Genomic DNA, 17,931 nt, shown 5'->3' on the forward strand with positions numbered 1-17,931 from the left:
TCAAAATCTCAAGGCAGCGGGCGTTGAATTACAGGTAGAAATCCAGGCGGAAATAGATCGGCGCTTCGCGCTCGGTCACCACGCCAGGTCGCTCCAGGGAGTGGGCAAAGGTCACGCTGGAGCTGACGTATTTGCCACGGGCGAACAACTCCACGGAGTTGCTCGACACCCGGCCGTGCTGGGTGTCGTTGTAACGGTCATTGCGGATCACGCCCTGGTCGTAACCGACGCTGGCGCCATACTCCAGGAAGGCCGGGCGCAGCCAGCCGATGTTCACGGGGCGGGTCCAGCGCAGGTCGTTGCGCCAGTAGCCACCGCTGTCGCCGGTCAATTGCTGGTCCTTGAAACCACGCACCGAGTACGACCCGCCCAGGCTCATGCGTTGCGGCGCATACAGCACGTCTTCACTGCGCTGCCCGGTGGCCAGGCTGGTGAAACTGAACGATTCGCCCCACAGCGTGAACGGCTGCAGGTAGCTGGCGGTGGCGGTGTATTTGCGGTAGTTCGTGGTGGCCGTCAGGTTGCCGAAGCCATCACGAAACTGGCTATTGCTCTGGGCATCAAAGGCGCCAATGCCGTTCTGCATACCCACATCCAGGTTGACGAAGGCACTGGCGATACGCCGCCCGTGGCTGATGCCCACTTGGAACTCACTGAGGCGGTTGCTGCTGACGTCCAGGCGAGTGTCGTTGATGTAGTTATTGGTACGCAGGTGGGACAGCCCGACGTTGACCGACGTTTTGCTCACGTCATCACGGTGCACCACGCGTTCGGCACGCAATTGGTGGTTCTGGCTGTCGCCCCATTGCTTGTACTTGAAGTCATCGACTTCGCCCGGGGTGCGGTAGTCGCTCTCGCTGTAGGTGTAACTGAAGTTCCACCAACCCCACGGCAGGTTGTAGTAGAGCATGCTGTTTTTCGAGGTTTTCTGATGGTCGCTGATGGCGTCGTGGCCGCCGCGCACTATCAGTTGATCGGCCAGGCCCAAAGGGCTGTCCCATTCCAGGCCCGCGCCCCATTGCTGTTCGCCGGTGCTTTTCTGGCCATCGTTGTTGCGCGACAGACTCGCACGCCAGGGTTTTTGCGGGGTGTTCTTGACCAGTACTTCGCTGCCGCCAATCTGGCTGCCCGGCGTGAGTTCTATCTGCGCCTGCTTGGACGGCAAACGGCTGAGCTGGTCGACCAGTTGCTCGACTTCCCGCAGGTTCAGCGCCTCCCCCACCTTGCCGGGAAACGCCATCGCCAGCTCGCGATCCGTCACGCTGCTGCCCTGCGCGCCCTTCAAGCCTTCGAGCTTGCCTTCCACCACCAGCACCTGCAGGTGGCCGCTGGAGAGGTCCTGTTGCGGCAGATAGGCACGGCTGGTGACGCGGCCCTTGGTGATGTAGTAGTCGGTGATGACCTTGAGCAACTGATTGAGCTGCGCGACGCCAAGGCATTGGCCGATATAGGGTTTGAGCAGCTGCATGCGGTCGGCGGCGGACAGGCTGTCGGCGCCCTTGAGTTCGATGTCCTGGATGGGAAAGCAACGGGTATCCGCCGGCAGCGCCGGGGCCTGGGGCTTGGTGTCTTTGCCGGGCAGGTCCTGAAGCTCTTCCAGGCGCCGGCGCTGCTCTTCGAGAAGGCGGTTCTGCCGGTCGCGGATCAGGTCCTGATCCCCAGGCGTAGGGGCGGCCATGGCGCTGTTCAGGCTCAAATAAGCGAGCAGGAAAGTGCACAGCAGGTACCGGGTCCGTGGCAATAACAAAGACATGTTCGATCCATCGAAAATCAACGGCGGGCAAACTAACATCGAACTTGTACCCACTCAAAAAGCCGAGTTAGTTAGACGCTCGTACTAGTTTTCACCACAAGCCATTGATTGATAACGACTTAATATAATCAAAAGGTCATGCAACTTGTAATCGGATCTATTATTCCGACAAGCGGCAGCACTATTGATCGCGATTCGTCGGAGAACTTATAAATTGCCATTAGTTGGCCATCAAGTTCTTGCCGAGATAAGTTAGTACCGGAAAGTGCAGAAAAGTTCGCGGCGGTTTTGTGAATTGGATCCCATTTGTCGGGATTAAACGAGATCGTTCCCACCTTGCATGGGAACGACCCTTCCAGCCTTTACCTAGCTGGCGTCTTTATTCTGGTCCTTGCCCGGCACCAGGGTCAGCCCAGGCTTCTCCACATCACGGGATACGTGGGATTTCACTTCGGCAACACCGCCGTCCTCGTCGTTATGGATCACCAGCACACCCGGACGACGCAGCTGCTCCAAGTCCCCTTCGCCCAGGCTGAAACTTTCATTCAGGTTCTGGTCGGTCAGGGCCTTGGCCTCGGCCCGGCGCTGGGCAAACTTGCGGCCTCGGCGCTGCTGGTAGCGCGCCCAGCTGATCAGGATCACGGCGTTGAACAGGGCGATCCACAGGTAGATCTGCAGGGTGTTGAGGGCTGCAAAAATCGGCGCCTCGATCCGCGGTCCACCGTGGGTTTCCAGCATCGAGCTTATCCCGCGCGCCAGCAGCCAGATCAACCCGGCCCAGGCCATCAGGGTCAACAGCACATCGATGATCCACATCACCGTACGTTGGCGAGTTCTGACCAGTTTCATGATCACGCCTCCTCTTCAGTAGGTTTGATGCCGCGATCAGGGCTGACCCAGCGCGCACGCTTCTGATGCTGGTTGAACAGCACCTTGGGAAAACTGACCAGGGTGGTGAACAGGCTGACCAGCCAGAACACCATCGGGTACCACACGGTCCAGAACAGGGTCTTCCACAGGTCTTTCTCGTAGCGGCGGTCGATGATGATGCTCACCGCAAACTGCAACAGGCACACCATCGCCAGCACCAGGCCGGTAAACGCTGGCGGGACCAGGGAGTCCACCGCGATCGCCGGTGGCAACACCATGAACTTGCCAAGCACGTAGAAGATCACCGACAACAGGAAGGTAAACGCCCAACCGGTGGACAGGCAGTATTCGAACAACAGCGGCCACAGGTAGCGATGGCGCCATTGCCAGATGCCACGGATATTTTTGAACAGCACTTCAGCACCGCCCTGGGCCCAACGCAGGCGCTGTTTCCACAGGCCGCCGACAGTCTCGGGCATCAGGATCCAGCACAGGGCGCGTGGCTCGTAAAAGATGCTCCAGTGATCGAGCTGCAGCTTCCAACTGACATCGATGTCCTCGGTGATCATGTCGGTGCTCCAGTAGTCGATGCGGTCGAGCGCCTTTTTACGGAACGCTACCACCACACCCGACACCGTGAAGATCCGGCCGAACACCCGCTGCGTGCGCTTGATCAAACCGATGATCGACGAGAACTCACCCACCTGCACGCGGCCGATCAAAGTCGAGCGTGTACGAATGCGCGGGTTGCCGGTCACGGCGCCCAGGCGCGGGTTATCGAGCATCGGCGCGACCATGTAGGCCGCCGCGTTTTTATCCAGCAACGCGTCGCCGTCGATGCACACCAGGTACTCGCTGCGCGCGGCAACTGCGCCCATGCGCAAGGCCACGGCCTTGCCTTGGTTCTGCGCCAGGTGCAGTACGCGCAGGCGCGGGTTCTCCAGTGCCAGGGCGTCGAGTACGGCGGCGGTGTTGTCCTTGGAGCCGTCGTTCACCGCAATCACTTCTATGTTCGGGTACATCTGACCCAGCGCCGCGTGGATGGTATCGGCAGCGTTATCGCCTTCGTTGTAGCAAGGGATGATGATCGAGATCAGCGGGTTGCCGGCCAAGGTGGGGGCCGGAGTGTCTTCTTCCCATGGCCAATGGCGCTCCCAGTGCAGCCAGAAATACAGGCCGCCTGCGATCCACAACGCCGACATGAACAGCGGGTAGAAGAACACGAAGTCCATCAGGAACTGCCCGGTGACCAGGAAGATCAGGCCCAGGGGCACGCCCAATACCAATGCCAGCACGAATAAAGCCAGGATTCTGTCGAACATGGTCAAGGGTTCCATTGGTTGGAAAGGGCCGGACGCACAGTCTTCAGGTCCGGGGAGTTTTCCAGGAAGTTGTCCGGGTAGTAACCAAAACTCGTGACACCCTGGCGCTTGAGCACACCCATCCATTCAGCCATTTGCTTGGCGTTGATATCCGGCGCTTCTTTGGTGCGCCAGTCTTTGGCTTGCAGTTCAAATACCGTGCGTTCCAACGCGCCAGGCCGCGATTTCACCGTTGCCACCAGCTTCTCCAACCAGGCGTTGGAGGTCTTGTATTCCTGGCCTTCCATCAGCGGCATAGCCATGGGTGCGGTCCAGTCATAGGTCTGGAGGAAATCATCGAGGTTCTGCGCAAACCAGGTTTCGCTGCCCGGATTGAGCATCGGCTCGGCGAAGATATTGCGCGCGGTCTGCACCTGCGGCCCACCGATGGCGCGAACCTTGGCGGTCAGCTCGTTGGTGAAGTCGATCAAGTAGCGGCTCTTGAAGCGCGTCCAGCGTTGCATCACGGCCGGGTCGGCGCGCAGGGCCTCGATGGTGTTTGGCAGGCCGTTGGCGGCATACGCCTTGAGCGCGGCCGGGCTGGCATCTTCGAAGTCGTTGAACACGGCGTCGTCGTGGTACAGCACACCGTCGATGGCGTTGTTGCGTGCCAGGTCCTCGTAGATCTCACCGATGATCTTGCGCACCTGCGGGTCAAACGGCGACAGGCGCTTATATTGGTCCGGGTCGAGGCCGACCTTGCCGGTTTCCGGGTCCCAGCGCGTCACGCGTGGCAGCTTGGGGTCGAGGGCGAAACTGAGCACCGGCATCCAGGCATACACCGCCGCATGGGCACGGGTGTGCAATTGCCAGGAGACGCGGTTGAACAAGTCGGCACGTACCGGCAAGTGGCGGTTGGGGAAGTACAGCTCATGCACCAGGCCGTCGCCCTTGGGATCGGCGAACGCTTGCAGGAACACGGTGCCTGCGCCCATGTCGACCACCCTCTGCACCAGCTGGTCGAGGTTGCGGGCCTGCTGGGCCGGGTCCGGGTCGTAGACGTTATCCAGGTCCACGTGCAACACGCGCAGCGGTGCCTTGGCTTGCGCCGCGACGATGCTGTTGGCGAAGTGCTCGCCGTCCGGGTCAGAGGCCACCAGGAAGCGTGGGCTGTTCATCAAGTCATTCGAGCTGTCGAGGCCATCTTCCAGGGTCAGGGCCATCTGATAGCCCTGCTCGCTGACGATCGCCAGTGAAGTGCCCTTGGCTGCACCGTACGGCCATACCCACACACGCGGTTTCTTGCCGGTGACCTTTTGGATCTTGTTGGAGATCGCCACCACATCGGCACGCATCCGTGCATCGAACTGCGCCTGGCTTTCATAGCGCCCCGTGGCCGGGTCAAAGCGCAGCGAGGTCGCCGCCGGCTCCAGGTTGCCTTGGGGGTTGGCGAGGATGCCGGTGTGGCTGGCATCGGTGTGCGCCGCGATTTCCACCAGGCCTGACTGGGACACTTCGCGGATCTGCTGCCAGGTGAGGAATTCGCCACGCGGCCGTGGCTGGCCAGCGAAATCCACCGGTTTGTTCAGTGGCGTATCGATCCAATAGCCCACGGGCGCCAACAACGCTGGCCAGTGGTAGGCGCGCAGGATCGGCATCACCCGTGTGTAGAAACTGGAATAACCATCATCGAAGCTGAGCATGATGGCTTTGGGCGGTAACGCCGGCCCACCGTTGCGGGCGGCCAGGATCTGGTCGACGCTGACCGCCTGGTAGCCGTTCTCGCGCAGCCAGGCCAACTGCTCGATCAAACGTTCGGTGCGCACCGCCACCACCGCCTGATCGGGGTCGCGATCCTCGACGTCGTGGTAGGCAATGCCCAGGAAATGGTTTTTCGGCCACGGCGCTTCGTTGGCCGGTGTCGGCCGCTCGGCGGGTGGAGTGAAAGGCGCGGGTTGCTGGGCACAGGCACTGGCCAGCATTACGCCCAGAATCAACAAGCATCGGCTGAGGACGGTCATGGTCAGGCTCTTCTAGAAACGGTAAGTGAGGTCGACGAGCAGGCGCAGATCGCGTTCGCGATCACCGTCGTAAGGTCGGCTGATCAGGCTCAGGTTGGCGCCGGCGTCCAGTACATCGTTCCAGCGAAAGCGTTGGCCGTAGCCCACCAGACCGATGCCACCGGTGGAATAATCCCGCTGGCTATACGTACCCGCACCGACCTGGAACTGCTGACTCCACTGGGTCTCGTAGCGGTGATAGAGCACATGGTTGATATTGAGGACAGGCAACACGGTGAAGTCCGACTTCGGGTTGAAGTAGACCGTGTCTTCCTTGCTGTTGCGGCTGGCACCCACTTCGAGGCCCAGGTCCACTTGCACTTTGGACGAGCTGTAGAGGCCTTCGCGGCCGCTGAGCAAGGCTTCGAACCGGTCGTTGCCATCACTGAAATGGGAGGGGCTGAGGGTCAGCTTCCATTCACGGCTTTCGTTGGCGCGCCAGCGGATAAAACCGCTACCGCCGTTGGCTGTGACACCGTCATTCAACGCCCGCAGGGGCGTGGTGGACAGGAGGTAGCCCAGGCTGCCGCCGTATTGCCAGTTGTCATTGATGTCGCGGGCAATCGACACGGCGGCACCTTGTTTGGAGCCATCGCCGTAGGAGTGGTTGGAGACCTCGGCTTCAATGGTCATGTCGCGGGTACGCCGCTCGACGCCGACAACCTGCCATCGGTGCTGGCCGGTACCTTCTTCAAAATCGGCGCGGGCATAGCCGGCACCGGCGAACAGACGCCAGTCTTCGTCGATGGGTGGCGTGTAGAGACGGCTTTCTATGCCCCAGTCACGGCTCCCCGACACTGCCCCTGCATCGCCATTGTTGCCGCCGCCGAAGCTTTTGCCGGTGTAGGCCTCGACCCGTAGCTCGGCCATGTCATGCACATCGCGCAGGCGGCTGAGGCGCTGCACCTGGCGGTTATCCGGGTTGCGTGCGACCACGTCATCGGTCAGCACGTCGAGCTGGCGCCACTCCTGCAAGTCCATCGCGGTGTAGGCCTGGCTCACTTCCAGGCCAATGTCGCGCGGGGCCTGGGCTTCGGTTTCCTTGAGAATGCCTTCGGCGCGCCGTGGCAAGTCGCGGGCGCGGTACATATCGGCCTGGGCCAGGCGCAAGCCGACATTGCCTGGGGCCTTGGCCACCAGCGCTTCCAGGCCGGCCTCGCTGCCTGGCAGGTCGCCGCCAAAGACGCCAGCCTGGGCAGACAGTTGCTGCGCGTCCATCCATGCGTCGCTGGGGTTGCCAACGGGCAAGCCCTTGAGTTCAACCCGTGGGTTTTGGCTTTTGGCCAGGGTGTTGGCGACCTCGCGCGCATCGTCGGCTTTGTCGCTTTCCTGCAATGCGTAGAACAACGCCGTGGTGTCTTCGACCCGGTCATCGGGTTCGGCGTCGGGCGCACTCAGCGCCTGGCGGTATAACGGTTCGGCTTTTTCCGGCTGGCGCTGGTCAAGATAGGACGCCGCCACCCAACGCACGGCGTAGGTGGGCAATTGCACACCTTCGGCCTTGAGGGTTTCGTACTCGCGGATCACGTCCGCTGTGCGCGCCCGGGCCTTGAGCGCGCCCAGGCGGTCGATGCGCCAGGTCAGCACGTCGTCATGGGCGGTAGGGTCCGGGGTCCAACGGGCAAGGAGTTGGTCGTAACCCTGCAACGCGCGGTCAGCGATGACATAGCGTTCCTTCTCGGAACGCGTGGCGAACTCGGCCATGCGCACGCGCTCGGCAGCCAGGTCGCCTTCCAGGCGACGTTGGGTCACAGGGTCTACAAGCCCTGGCCGCTGGGCCGACAGGCGCAGCGCAGGCTCAGGCAAGCGGGCTTTTTGCAGGGCGACGATGTATTCGCGGGCCACTTCCGGTTTGTCGCCGGCGCGGATAAACGCCTGGTCGAATTCATTCAGCGCGTCGAACTGCAATCCGGCGCGGGTCAGCGCGTAGCCGAGGGCCATGCGCCGGTTGGGGTCGTCAGGCTTGGCGGCAACCAGCGCGCGGGCGCGTTGCACCGCTTCGCTGGCTTTACCGCCGTCTGCCTGGGTGAGGGCCAGACCCAGTTGCAGGTCGACATTGTTCGGCTCACGCAGCAGCGCCTTGCGATAGACCGCCTCGGCCTGCGCCCACTGCTTCTGGTTGCGATAGGTCTTCGCGACCGTGGCCAGCGCCTGGGCGCTCAGGTTGCGGTTCTGACCCTGGGCCTCGTACACCTTCAGCACTTCGGCATCCTGGCCAGCCCAACCGGCAATCACCAGGTGATCGCTGATCTGGCCTGGCGTCTGGCGCTCGGCAGGTAACTGGCGCAATTGAGTAAGGGCGGGTGTGAAGTTGCCGTTGCGCGCCTGGATGATCAGGGCGTCATAGGCCGGGTCGGCCATGGCAAAGGTGGGCATCAGCAACTGGCTGCACAAGGTTACCCCGATGAGCAGCCGTAACCGGCCTGAGGCACTGAGTGGAATGTTTCGCAGCATATCGTGAGCTTCCTTACACACGGAAAGCTGTAACGATAGGTGGTCCTGAGCGATTTGCATCAGGGCGTCGGCGTCTCGTGACCCGACCTAGCTTTCCTGTAGGAACTATCCCCGACGACTGTATGAAAAAGGACAAGTCAGAACAATTGTTCAGAATTGCCCGGCAAATCTGAAAAACGAATGGGGGAGCGAACTTGCCTGCGATAACAGGTTGCCAGCCGGCATGAGCGCCGACTGTTTGACCCTTATCGCGGGCAACCCCGCTCCCCCATTTTTTATTTCAGGGTGATGGCTAAATAGTTACTGCGCGCCGCCTACCGCACCGACTTTGGACATCACGAAGCCAATGAACTGCTCGACGGTCATCTTCTGGCCGTTGAAGGTCACTTCATTATTGGCGTAGTGCAGCTTGGAGACCACGTCGCTGCCTACCAGGGTTGCCAACTGCGTGCCGACGGCCATGCCGCTGACCATTTCACTGGCCATCTGGGATTGCTGCTCGATGGCTTTAGGGTCGGTCACACCACCGACCTGCGCTTGCAGGGCGGCAACGTCGGCGATCATCGGCTTGGACAGGGTCAGGTTGGCGTCCAGCAGCGAGACCATTTGCTTGCCCAGTTCAACCGGCGGCAGTTCCATGGAGGTCGGCTTGGCCAGGTCCAGCACCAGGTTGAACTTGCTTTCACCATGAGTGGTTTTCAGCGACAGGTTTTCCAGCGCCAGGTGCGGCTTGGCGGCCAGCAACTGGTTGACGTTGGCTTCGGCCAGGGTTTGCTCGGCTTCGGTCAGTTGCAGCTCCGGCACCGGTTGGCCAGCGGCGGCAGCGGCTTGCACCGGCTGCATCTTGTCCTGATAGAGCTTGGTCAGGACCAGGCCCGACGGCACATCGATGTTTTTCAAGCTCAGGGCCATGGCAGCAGAGCCGACGGGTTTGCCCTGGTAGCCGATCTCGTCGATCTTGTAGTCGACACGGCCGGCCATGTTGTTGTCGTTGATCTCACTGGAGTCTTTCTGCTCGAAGCCCTTGAGGGTCAGCACGGCTTTCTGCGGACCAAAGGTGAGCTTGGTGTCACTCAGCTCTACGGTGTTCTGGCCGGTGTAGAAACCGAAGGTGGATTTCTCCAGGTTGCTGGCGACGGTCAGGCCGGCGAACTCGGCGTTGAACGGCGCGCCATTGGCGTCGACTACGTCCAGCTTCAGGCTGTTCATATAGCCATCCACCTTGACCTTCTTGCCCTCGGCGGTGCTGTCAAAATCCAGGTTCAGGCCCGAGAAGCTCACCGAGGAGGTCTCGTCCTTGAATTCCAGCGGCAGCAATTCAAGGTTGCCGGTGACCGAACGGCTGTAGCCGATATTGGCCACGCCTTTGAGCGGCGACACGTCTTTGGCGGCGGCAAACCATTTTTCGGTGGTGGCGTTCTTTTCCAGCGCATAGTGACTGGTGGCCATGACCGGCAGCCACTTCAGCGACACCAGGCGCGAGAACGGCAGCGGGCCGTGTTCGATATGGTCGACAATCAGCAGCTCGGGGTTCGGGTTCTGTTCACCGAAGAACGAGCCCTGGCCCTTGAGGCGGTAATGCGCGGTACTGCTGAACAGGCCACGGTCCAGGGACACCAGCTCCAGGGCAACGGTGCCGTCGACACCGGCCATGGAACGTTGCAGTTCCTTGTTGGCGTCCTGCACAGCCGTCTGCAGCACCGGCTCCAGCTGCTTGCCGGTGTACCAGGCGCCGCCTGCACTGACGACGCCGACGGCGACAACAAAACCCAAAAGAACGACTGCTGGCTTATTCATGAAGTGACCTGATCAAATCCTGTGAGAAGTGGGCTGTCTTCCTTGAACCCCGAGGGGATTGGCTCAAGCCCGCCGAAAACGGGGGAAGATTAGCACTGGCGGCCGCGAACGGCCCAGCTTTTCAGAGGGATCAGTTCAGTAGTAGTTCAGGAATACTCCAGCTCAATTTCATCCAACTGGTGGTCAAAACTCTTCAGCCGCGCCGTCCAGGTGTACACCAACACCTCAAACTCGCGGTGTATCACGGCATTGCCGGGGGTGTCGGCCTTGGGGTCACAAAAATCCAACTGGTAGCGCTCGCGGGCCATCTGGGTTGCCACATCGGACAATTCCCGCGCGTTATTCAGCCAGTGCCTACCATCCGCGACCTGCTGGTCAAGGGCTACGCACTGCTTTTTCAGGACTTCGAGGCTTTTTTCCAGGGGCGTGCCGGTGAGGTCACCCATGACTTCCTGGAACGTACGCCCCGGCTGCCAATAGCTGCCCCAGAAATAGCGGTCGAACACGGTCTCGACCCGGCGCAAGGCGACCTTGGTGTCCCAGATCGCCACGCGGGTCTTGCCTTGTTCGAGGAGCTTTTTTTTCACTCGTTGATTCTGGTAGGAGGCCCAGGCCACAACGCCGATGGACAGGGTGCCGATCACCAGGCAGGCGCTGTCGAGAAACACCATGGCCTTGTCGAGTTGGTGAGCCAGCATGACGCCGTAGAAATAGGCAGCCGATAACAACACCAGTGCGAAACACACGCACCAGAAAGCGGGAGCATAAGGGTTTTTCATTATTGGAATCCCCATGAGCAAACGCGAGCAGTGTCAGGCGAATCGTCACGGCGATCCGCCTGTCAAAGCATAGCTATTCGCTCAGGGTTTGCCGGGCTGTGACGCTTGCGTTCGTCCGCTTTCCCAGCCACCGCCCAGGGCCAGGAACAGATCGATCTGGCTCATGGCAACCTGGGTGTTGGCGGCTGCCAGTTGCGCGCGCACATCGGTGTAGGTGCGGGTGGCTTGCAGGTCGGCCAGGAACGACGCTCGGCCCGCCTGGAAGAAGCGGTGGGTCTGGTCTGCAGCTTCCCGGGCAGACTCGCCCGCTTCGGCCAGGGCGTCGCGGCGTTGCAATTGCGCGGTGTATTGCGCGAGGCCGGTCTGGGTTTCGCGGATGGCGTTGAGCACCACACCGTCGAAATGCGCCAGGGCGCCCTGGGTCGCGGCCTCGGCTTCGTGGATACGGGCGCGGGCGCCGTTGGTCGGCACCGACCAACTGATCAGCGGGCCAAAGCCCCAACGGTTGGTCGCCGGTGTGCCCAGGTCTTCGAGAATCCCGACAGTGCCCACCGTGGCGCCGATGCTGATGTCCGGGTACAACGCGCCGGTGGCCACGCCGATACGTGCAGTCGCGGCGGCGAGTTGGCGTTCGGCCTGGCGTACATCCGGGCGACGCTTGAGCAGGGTCGCGCCGTCGCCCACCGGCAGCAACTGGGCGATGTGTGGCAGCTCGGCGCAGCTGGCGGTGCCCACTGGCAGTTGGTCCAGCGGCTTGGCCAGCAGCATCGACAAGCGGAACAACCCGGCCTGGCGTGCCGCTTCGTAGCGCGGCATGTCGGCGCGCAAGGATTTGTATTGGGTCTGCGAACGGGTCACCTGGGTTTCGTCACCCCGCCCGGCGTCGCGCAGGCGCTGGGTGAGCTGGGTGCTCTGGGCTTGCAGGTCGAGGGACTCGTTGGCAATCGCCAGTTCTTCGTTGGCCGCGCACACCTGGGTGTAGGAGCGCACCACATCTGCCACCAGGGTGATGCGCGCGATGTCGGCAGCCGCCTGGGCCGCGTCGGCACTGGCCTGGGCGCTTTCGATGCCGCGCTGCAGGGTGCCGAACAAGTCGAACTGGTAGGACGTGCTGATGCTGGCGCTGCCAATATTGGCCACTGGGACTTTTTCTGTCAGCAAAAAGGCTTCGCCCGACTCTTGCAGGCGCTGGGCCTCTGCCTTGGCGCCGGCGCTCCAGCCGCCTGCGGACTCCGCTTCCTGGGTCTGGAAACGCGCGCGTTGCAGGTTGGCGGCCGCCACACGCAAGTCGGTGTTGGAGGCCATGGCCTGGCGTACCAGCTCGTCCAGGCGCGGGTCTTTATAGAGCTTCCACCAGTCCGCCGGCACCGGCGCCGACACCACGTTATTGCCTTCGCCCGCGAGCGGCCCTTGCACGTCGCCACGGTTGACGGCCGACGTTTCCGGCAACTTGTAATCCGGCCCCACCACCTGGCAGGCCGACAGCAACAACCCCAGCGCAGCGGTTGCCAGCAGTGGCTTCATGGCTGGTCTCCGTCTTTGGCCTTGTCGCCGATGATCGACACCGTGGCAGTGCGCCCGGCGATCATACGGAAGTCCGCCGGCACATCATCAAAGGCAATACGCACCGGAATCCGCTGGGCCAGGCGCACCCAGCTGAATGCCGGGTTGACGTTGGGCAGCAGGTTGGAGCCGCTGCTGCGGTCGCGGTCTTCGATACCGGCGACGATGCTCTGCACATGGCCACGCAGGCGGGCGTTATCACCAATCACGCGGATGTCCACGCCCATACCGACGTGGATGCCGTCGAGCTTGGTCTCTTCGAAATAACCATCGATATGGAAGGAATTGCTGTCCACCACCGACAGCACCGGGCGACCGGCGGTGACGAATTCCTGGGTGCGCGGCGCGCGGTCGTTGACGTAACCGTCCACGGGGCTGCGGATCACCGAGCGGTCGAGGTTCAGTTGGGCGGAATCCACCGTCACCTGGGCTTCGGCCAGGGCCGACTGGGCACGGGCGACGCGGGACTGGCTTTCTTCCAGTTGCTCGCTGGGCACCAGGTTGCCGAGACCACGGTTACGCTTGTACTCGCGCTGGGCCTGGGCCAGGGTTTCCTGGCGGTCGGCCACGGCGGCCTGGGCTTGGCGCAGGGCCAGTTTGAAACGGTCCTGGTCGACGGCGAAGAGCACTTGGCCCTTGGTCACCAACTGGTTGTCGCGCACGTCAACGCGCTGGATCAGACCGGACACGTCCGGGGCGATCTGCACGATGTCGGCACGGATGTGGCCGTCACGGGTCCAGGGGGCAAACATGTAGTACATGACCATGCGCCACACCACGACGACCGCAAACGTCACGATCAACAGCGTGAGGACTACACGGCCGATGGTCAAAAAAGGTTTTTTCATGTCATCAGGTATCGACTGAGTGAGTCCACCGCGCCCAGCAACAGCGCGTAGAGCCCCACATTGAACAATGCCCGGTGCCAGACCAGGCGATAGAAGTGGAGCCGGGTCAACAACCCGTGCACCACCAGGAACAACACGTACGTAATGCCCATCAGCACCAGCAGCGTGGGCAGGAACACCCCGCTGATATCCAGATCACCGATCATAAAGGCGCTCCATCAGGCAGCGGCGCTTCCATCTCGGTGCCGCCAATAAATTCCACGCCCGGCAGCAGTGACAGGCGCAAGCCCGCCAGCGCATGCAAAAGATGCAGGCGGGTGTCGTCTTCGTCTTGCAGGCCCTGGCCGTTAAGGGCGCGGCGCGCGCGGTCCAGGGTCATCAGCAGACCGCTCGGTGCAGGCAAGCGTTCACCGGCCTTGAGGCACGCCTTGAAATAGCCGCCCACGCCTTCCACCACCTGGTTGAGCAACACCCGTGGTACCCCGAGGATGCGCGGCGAGTACGCCAGCAGGTCGAGCAGGTTCAGCGCCACGCGCAAATCGCGCAGGGCGGTGCCGGTGTCCTGGTTGATCAGGGCCAGGCGCGGCAGGTGCTGCATCAGGCGGTCGAGCATTTGCGCGGCCATGTGCCGGTGTTCGGCCAGGGTCGCGGGCTCGGTGAGGCTGACGATGTCGCGCCAGCTGAAACGGGTCAGGCGCTTGGCCGCCAATTCGGCGCCGAAGGGCCGCGCGATCAGCGTCCACACAAAGGCAAACAGCAAGCCCACCGGCCCCGCCAGGTTGACGTTGGCGAAGTTGAGGAAGTCAGCGTCATAGGCGCCCTGGATGCTGATGAACGACGAGGTGTTCACCAGCGTCAGCAACATGCCCAGGTAGAAACGCGGCTGCACGGTGAGCGTGCCGATGCAGATAAACGGCACGGCGAACGCCAGCACCAGCATCGGGAAGTCATGCAGGTTGGGCAGCACCAAAAACAGGTAAAGACTGGCGAACAGCACCGACATGGCGGTCCAGAAAAAGAACCGATAGATCTGTGGCGCCGGGTCATCCATCGAGGCGAAAAAGCTGCAGGCGACGGCGGCCAGGATCACCGCGCTGCCGCCGTCGGTCCAGCCGAGCAGGATCCACAGCACCGAGGCGACGATGATCGCAGTGACGGTGGAGAACGCCGAGTAGAACATCAGCCCACGGTCGAGGAACGGCGTCAGCCGGCCCAGGCGCCAGTGGCGATACACGGCGCGCCAGGTGTCCTGGCTCTCGCACTGGATGGCGGCTTGCAGGCTGCGGCAGTCTTGCCACAGGTCGATCCACTCTGCGAGACGATAGAGCGCATTGGAGAACAGCAACGTGTGACGGTCATCCAGCGCTTCGCCCTGGGGCTGAGCCGCGTCAACCTGGTCACGCAGCACGCGCCAGCGTTCAAGTGGGGCTGTTTCGGTGGTGCTTTCCAGCCAGGCGTTGGCGGCCTCCAGCAACGGCTTGAGCTGATCTGCAAATTCCGGGGCGCGGTGTTCGATGGCGTACACCGCATCATCCAGGGCATCGATCACCGGCAGCAGGTGGATCATGCGCCCGCGCAATTCCTTGGTGTTGCGCACCGTCTGCGGCCGCGCGCCTTCGTGGGGCAACTGGCCGATCATCAATTCGAGGGTGTTGAAGGTGGCGACCATACCGCCGCGCAGCGTGCTGATTTCGTCGGGCTCTACATTGCGCGTGAGGAAACGCTGGCTGTAGACCTGAGCGTCGGCAAACCACTTGGCCACCGAACCATCAAACACCGGCATCAGGCGGCGCGGCCAGAACATTGCGCCCACCACTGCTGCCACGGCGATACCGAGAAAGATTTCTTCGGTACGCGCCTCTGCCACATCCCACACCGCCAGGGGGTTATCCACCACCGGCAGGGCGATCAACGGCAAGGTGTAGCCGGCGAGCATCAGGGCGTAGTTGTTGGCCGTGCGCAGGTGCATGGAGAGGAACAGCAGGGTGCCCGTCCACAAGGCAATCACCACCACCAGCATATAAGGCGACTGCACAAACATCGGCACAAAAAGAACGGCCGCCGCCGCCCCCATGAAGGTGCCGATGGCTCGGTACAGCGCTTTGGAACTGGTAGGGCCGACAAACGGGCTGGAGACGATATACACCGTCGCCATCGCCCAATACGGACGCGGCATTTGCATGAGCATGGCGATATACAACGCGATCATCGACGCTGCGAAGGTACGGACCCCATAGAACCAATCACGGGCAGGCGGGAAACCGGTAAAAAATCCGTTCAAAGCGACGCCGCCTCGAAAGCGCGCAGCACCCGCAGCGCGGCTTCCATATCACCTGGGGTCATGTCTGCCAGCACTTCCTTGCGCAAGCGCACCAATTGCACCTCCACCGCTTGCACCAGCTCGCGGCCACGCTCGGTGAGGCTCAGGGCCTTGGCGCGGCGGTCGTGAACGTCCTCGGTGCGGCACACATAGCCGTCGGTACAGAGCCGGTCGAGCAAGCGCACCAGCGACGGGCTTTCCATCCCCGACGCCTGGGCCACCTTGACCTGATGCACGCCGTCGCCCAAGCGGCCGATCATCAACAACGGCACGGCGCAGGCTTCGGAGATGCCGTAGCTCACCAGCGTGGTCTGGCAGATTTTGCGCCAGTTACGGGCGCCCACCACCATGCTGCTGCTGAGGTTCATCTGGAGTTGTTCGAGGGATTGAGGCACTGGATAGTTCGCATACAGTTAGTTTGCTAACTATCAATATGGTGGATGGATCCAAATGCGTCAAGTTTTGAAACAATTTAGCGGATGGGTGGTGGTAGGGGTAAGTAAAGCGGGTTTGGGGGCGAATGCAGCATTTTCTGACGCTGCAAAATGCCTGCGAGGTTGTCGTCCAGTCGAGATAGAGGCCGACTGGCACTTCGCAATCGCAAGCAGCCAGCTCCCATAGTTCGATCAATTCAGGTTTCAGGACTGCTGTTCGCCTGGCCGTCCAGGCGGTGTTGGATTTCGCCCAACATGTCCAAGCGCCCTATTACTCCCCGATTAACCTCAGGGTCTCCTCCTCGATAAACTCGAACACCTCCTCAGCCACGCTGTACTGAAACTGCTTGCGCCGATGCTTCGAAACCTTGCCCTCGTTATCCAGGCACATCATCACCAGCTTCGACAGATCACTGCCGCGCACGTCATAACGCTGGTTCACGGCCTTGATCACGCGGTCGTAGCGGTCGAGGAATTCGGTTTCTTCACGCAGTTCCACTTCCAATGCGCGTCGAGCCATTTGCAGGGTGAATTCGACACAGCGGGTGGCGTCCCAGTAGCGGTAAATCGACGGGTGGCCGATGAACTCGAAGGCCATTTCATCGCCATCCAGCCAAGTCACGCTCCAGAATTCCCGCGTGGGTTGGGAGAACGCCTTGAGCGCCTCCAGATAGGCCGCCTCTTCGTGCTTCATCGCGACGGAAACAGGCAGCAGCAGTCCGTTCTCCAGCGCGCCGTAGTGGCAGAGTGTTTGGTGGATCAGGAAGCGAGACAGGCGCCCATTACCGTCCATGAACGGATGCAGGAACACAAAGCCGAAAGCAGTGACGGCAGCCGCCACCAATGGATCAACCGCTCTCACAGGCTGGTTCGCGAACGCCATTAATTCTTCCATCAGGTCCTGACAGAGCGCCGCAGCAGGTGGTACATAGCTGACACCCGCTGCACCACGCAGGCCGTTGTGCAGGTGGTTCTGTTCATGACGGAATGCGACGGCTTTGTCGAACGGGTTGGAGACGGTGCTGTTTTGCAGATCGACCAAGTAGTCCTCTGTCAGCAGTCGCCCTTCGTGGGCTTGGCGTAAAAGCTGGACAAAGCGTCGGGATTTTTCTTCACTGGGCTGTTCTTTTTCGATAGCAAATGAATCGCGGGTTTCGTGGAGATAGGCCCACTGGATCGCGCGGTCCATCATTTCTGGAGGCAGGGTTGCCATGAAAGATCTGGCGCGACCCAACACATCAAGCGCCAACAACGTCTCTAACTCAGGCGTTCTCTCCACAGTCGCGCAGTAATGCAGAGAGCCCAGGCCATTAAAATCAATTCGCCAACGACTGTTGCGGATGCTTGGGCCAGTCACATAGCGCTCGGGATCAAACAAGGCAACTACACGCCCCCGAACAGGTAGTGCGTAATCAAGCGCGCGCCCGGTAAATCCTTCCCACAAATAACAAGCTTTACGGATAAAGGCGCCATGGGGGGATTCCGCCAAACCCGCCAAAAATGGCTCCGGACCAAGACGTTCAAAAACCTGGGCAAGTATGGCGAGATTCACACCCTCATGCTTGAGTGCGAACAGCACGTGCTCAAACAGGGCATCTTGCGCAGGTGCGACGGCATGCGGAACCGCCAGGCAGTTGCCGATCAAAGTGATTCTGGTCACGGGTTTAATCATCGCGACGCGGTGAGGCGGGATGACCTTTAAATCCAGCGATTCGCAGAGATGGGCATATCCGACTGTCGCCAAGGTGAGCT

General features: G+C 61.4%; 13 protein-coding genes. All 13 read right to left on the reverse strand.

Going from position 1 to position 17,931, the window contains the following annotated elements; all coding sequences use genetic code 11:
• Positions 1-28 precede the first annotated feature (28 nt).
• Positions 29-1,753: a ShlB/FhaC/HecB family hemolysin secretion/activation protein gene (locus AC0IYN_RS09620; RefSeq protein ID WP_471841209.1), complete on the reverse strand. Its 1,725-nt coding sequence runs from the start codon at positions 1,751-1,753 to the stop codon at positions 29-31.
• Between the two features lie 366 nt (positions 1,754-2,119).
• The gene (gene pgaD, locus AC0IYN_RS09625) at positions 2,120-2,602 is read right to left on the reverse strand and encodes a poly-beta-1,6-N-acetyl-D-glucosamine biosynthesis protein PgaD (protein ID WP_078046304.1); all 483 of its coding nucleotides are present in this window, start codon (positions 2,600-2,602) and stop codon (positions 2,120-2,122) included.
• A gap of 2 nt (positions 2,603-2,604) precedes the next feature.
• Positions 2,605-3,945, reverse strand: a complete 1,341-nt coding sequence (gene pgaC / locus AC0IYN_RS09630; RefSeq protein WP_471841210.1) for a poly-beta-1,6-N-acetyl-D-glucosamine synthase — start codon at positions 3,943-3,945, stop codon at positions 2,605-2,607.
• Positions 3,946-3,947: 2 nt separating this feature from the next.
• The gene (gene pgaB, locus AC0IYN_RS09635) at positions 3,948-5,945 is read right to left on the reverse strand and encodes a poly-beta-1,6-N-acetyl-D-glucosamine N-deacetylase PgaB (protein WP_457238402.1); all 1,998 of its coding nucleotides are present in this window, start codon (positions 5,943-5,945) and stop codon (positions 3,948-3,950) included.
• 12 nt (positions 5,946-5,957) lie between these two features.
• The gene (pgaA, locus tag AC0IYN_RS09640) at positions 5,958-8,438 is read right to left on the reverse strand and encodes a poly-beta-1,6 N-acetyl-D-glucosamine export porin PgaA (protein ID WP_457238401.1); all 2,481 of its coding nucleotides are present in this window, start codon (positions 8,436-8,438) and stop codon (positions 5,958-5,960) included.
• 300 nt (positions 8,439-8,738) lie between these two features.
• The gene (locus AC0IYN_RS09645) at positions 8,739-10,235 is read right to left on the reverse strand and encodes a YdgA family protein (RefSeq protein WP_099491529.1); all 1,497 of its coding nucleotides are present in this window, start codon (positions 10,233-10,235) and stop codon (positions 8,739-8,741) included.
• A gap of 146 nt (positions 10,236-10,381) precedes the next feature.
• On the reverse strand, positions 10,382-11,014 hold the full coding sequence (locus AC0IYN_RS09650) for an NADH:ubiquinone oxidoreductase subunit N (protein WP_078046299.1): 633 nt from the start codon (positions 11,012-11,014) through the stop codon (positions 10,382-10,384).
• Positions 11,015-11,095: 81 nt separating this feature from the next.
• On the reverse strand, positions 11,096-12,538 hold the full coding sequence (locus AC0IYN_RS09655) for an efflux transporter outer membrane subunit (RefSeq protein ID WP_457238400.1): 1,443 nt from the start codon (positions 12,536-12,538) through the stop codon (positions 11,096-11,098).
• Positions 12,535-13,425: an efflux RND transporter periplasmic adaptor subunit gene (locus AC0IYN_RS09660; protein WP_099491531.1), complete on the reverse strand. Its 891-nt coding sequence runs from the start codon at positions 13,423-13,425 to the stop codon at positions 12,535-12,537. The genes AC0IYN_RS09655 and AC0IYN_RS09660 overlap by 4 nt, the downstream gene beginning before the upstream one ends.
• Entirely contained in the window at positions 13,422-13,631 is a 210-nt protein-coding gene (locus AC0IYN_RS09665) for a DUF1656 domain-containing protein (protein ID WP_010214247.1), read from the reverse strand. Before AC0IYN_RS09665 ends, AC0IYN_RS09660 begins: the two co-directional genes overlap by 4 nt.
• Positions 13,628-15,706 (reverse strand): FUSC family protein, encoded by a 2,079-nt coding sequence (locus AC0IYN_RS09670; protein ID WP_406597240.1) that lies wholly within the window; start codon positions 15,704-15,706, stop codon positions 13,628-13,630. Before AC0IYN_RS09670 ends, AC0IYN_RS09665 begins: the two co-directional genes overlap by 4 nt.
• Positions 15,703-16,113, reverse strand: a complete 411-nt coding sequence (locus AC0IYN_RS09675) for a MarR family winged helix-turn-helix transcriptional regulator (RefSeq protein WP_028615224.1) — start codon at positions 16,111-16,113, stop codon at positions 15,703-15,705. Before AC0IYN_RS09675 ends, AC0IYN_RS09670 begins: the two co-directional genes overlap by 4 nt.
• 337 nt (positions 16,114-16,450) lie before the next feature.
• Positions 16,451-17,923: a Fic family protein gene (locus tag AC0IYN_RS09680; RefSeq protein WP_471841217.1), complete on the reverse strand. Its 1,473-nt coding sequence runs from the start codon at positions 17,921-17,923 to the stop codon at positions 16,451-16,453.
• Positions 17,924-17,931 lie beyond the last annotated feature (8 nt).

Source organism: Pseudomonas sp. AC112 (genome assembly GCF_979253545.1).

Excerpts from the sequence above, each read along its gene's own strand:
- AC0IYN_RS09620 (WP_471841209.1), bottom strand. The coding sequence starts at position 1,753 with ATGTCTTTGTTATTGCCACGGACCCGGTACCTGCTGTGCACTTTCCTG.
- pgaD (WP_078046304.1), bottom strand. The coding sequence starts at position 2,602 with ATGAAACTGGTCAGAACTCGCCAACGTACGGTGATGTGGATCATCGAT.
- pgaC (WP_471841210.1), bottom strand. The coding sequence starts at position 3,945 with ATGTTCGACAGAATCCTGGCTTTATTCGTGCTGGCATTGGTATTGGGC.
- pgaB (WP_457238402.1), bottom strand. The coding sequence starts at position 5,945 with ATGACCGTCCTCAGCCGATGCTTGTTGATTCTGGGCGTAATGCTGGCC.
- pgaA (WP_457238401.1), bottom strand. The coding sequence starts at position 8,438 with ATGCTGCGAAACATTCCACTCAGTGCCTCAGGCCGGTTACGGCTGCTC.
- AC0IYN_RS09645 (WP_099491529.1), bottom strand. The coding sequence starts at position 10,235 with ATGAATAAGCCAGCAGTCGTTCTTTTGGGTTTTGTTGTCGCCGTCGGC.
- AC0IYN_RS09650 (WP_078046299.1), bottom strand. The coding sequence starts at position 11,014 with ATGAAAAACCCTTATGCTCCCGCTTTCTGGTGCGTGTGTTTCGCACTG.
- AC0IYN_RS09655 (WP_457238400.1), bottom strand. The coding sequence starts at position 12,538 with ATGAAGCCACTGCTGGCAACCGCTGCGCTGGGGTTGTTGCTGTCGGCC.
- AC0IYN_RS09660 (WP_099491531.1), bottom strand. The coding sequence starts at position 13,425 with ATGAAAAAACCTTTTTTGACCATCGGCCGTGTAGTCCTCACGCTGTTG.
- AC0IYN_RS09665 (WP_010214247.1), bottom strand. The coding sequence starts at position 13,631 with ATGATCGGTGATCTGGATATCAGCGGGGTGTTCCTGCCCACGCTGCTG.
- AC0IYN_RS09675 (WP_028615224.1), bottom strand. The coding sequence starts at position 16,113 with ATGAACCTCAGCAGCAGCATGGTGGTGGGCGCCCGTAACTGGCGCAAA.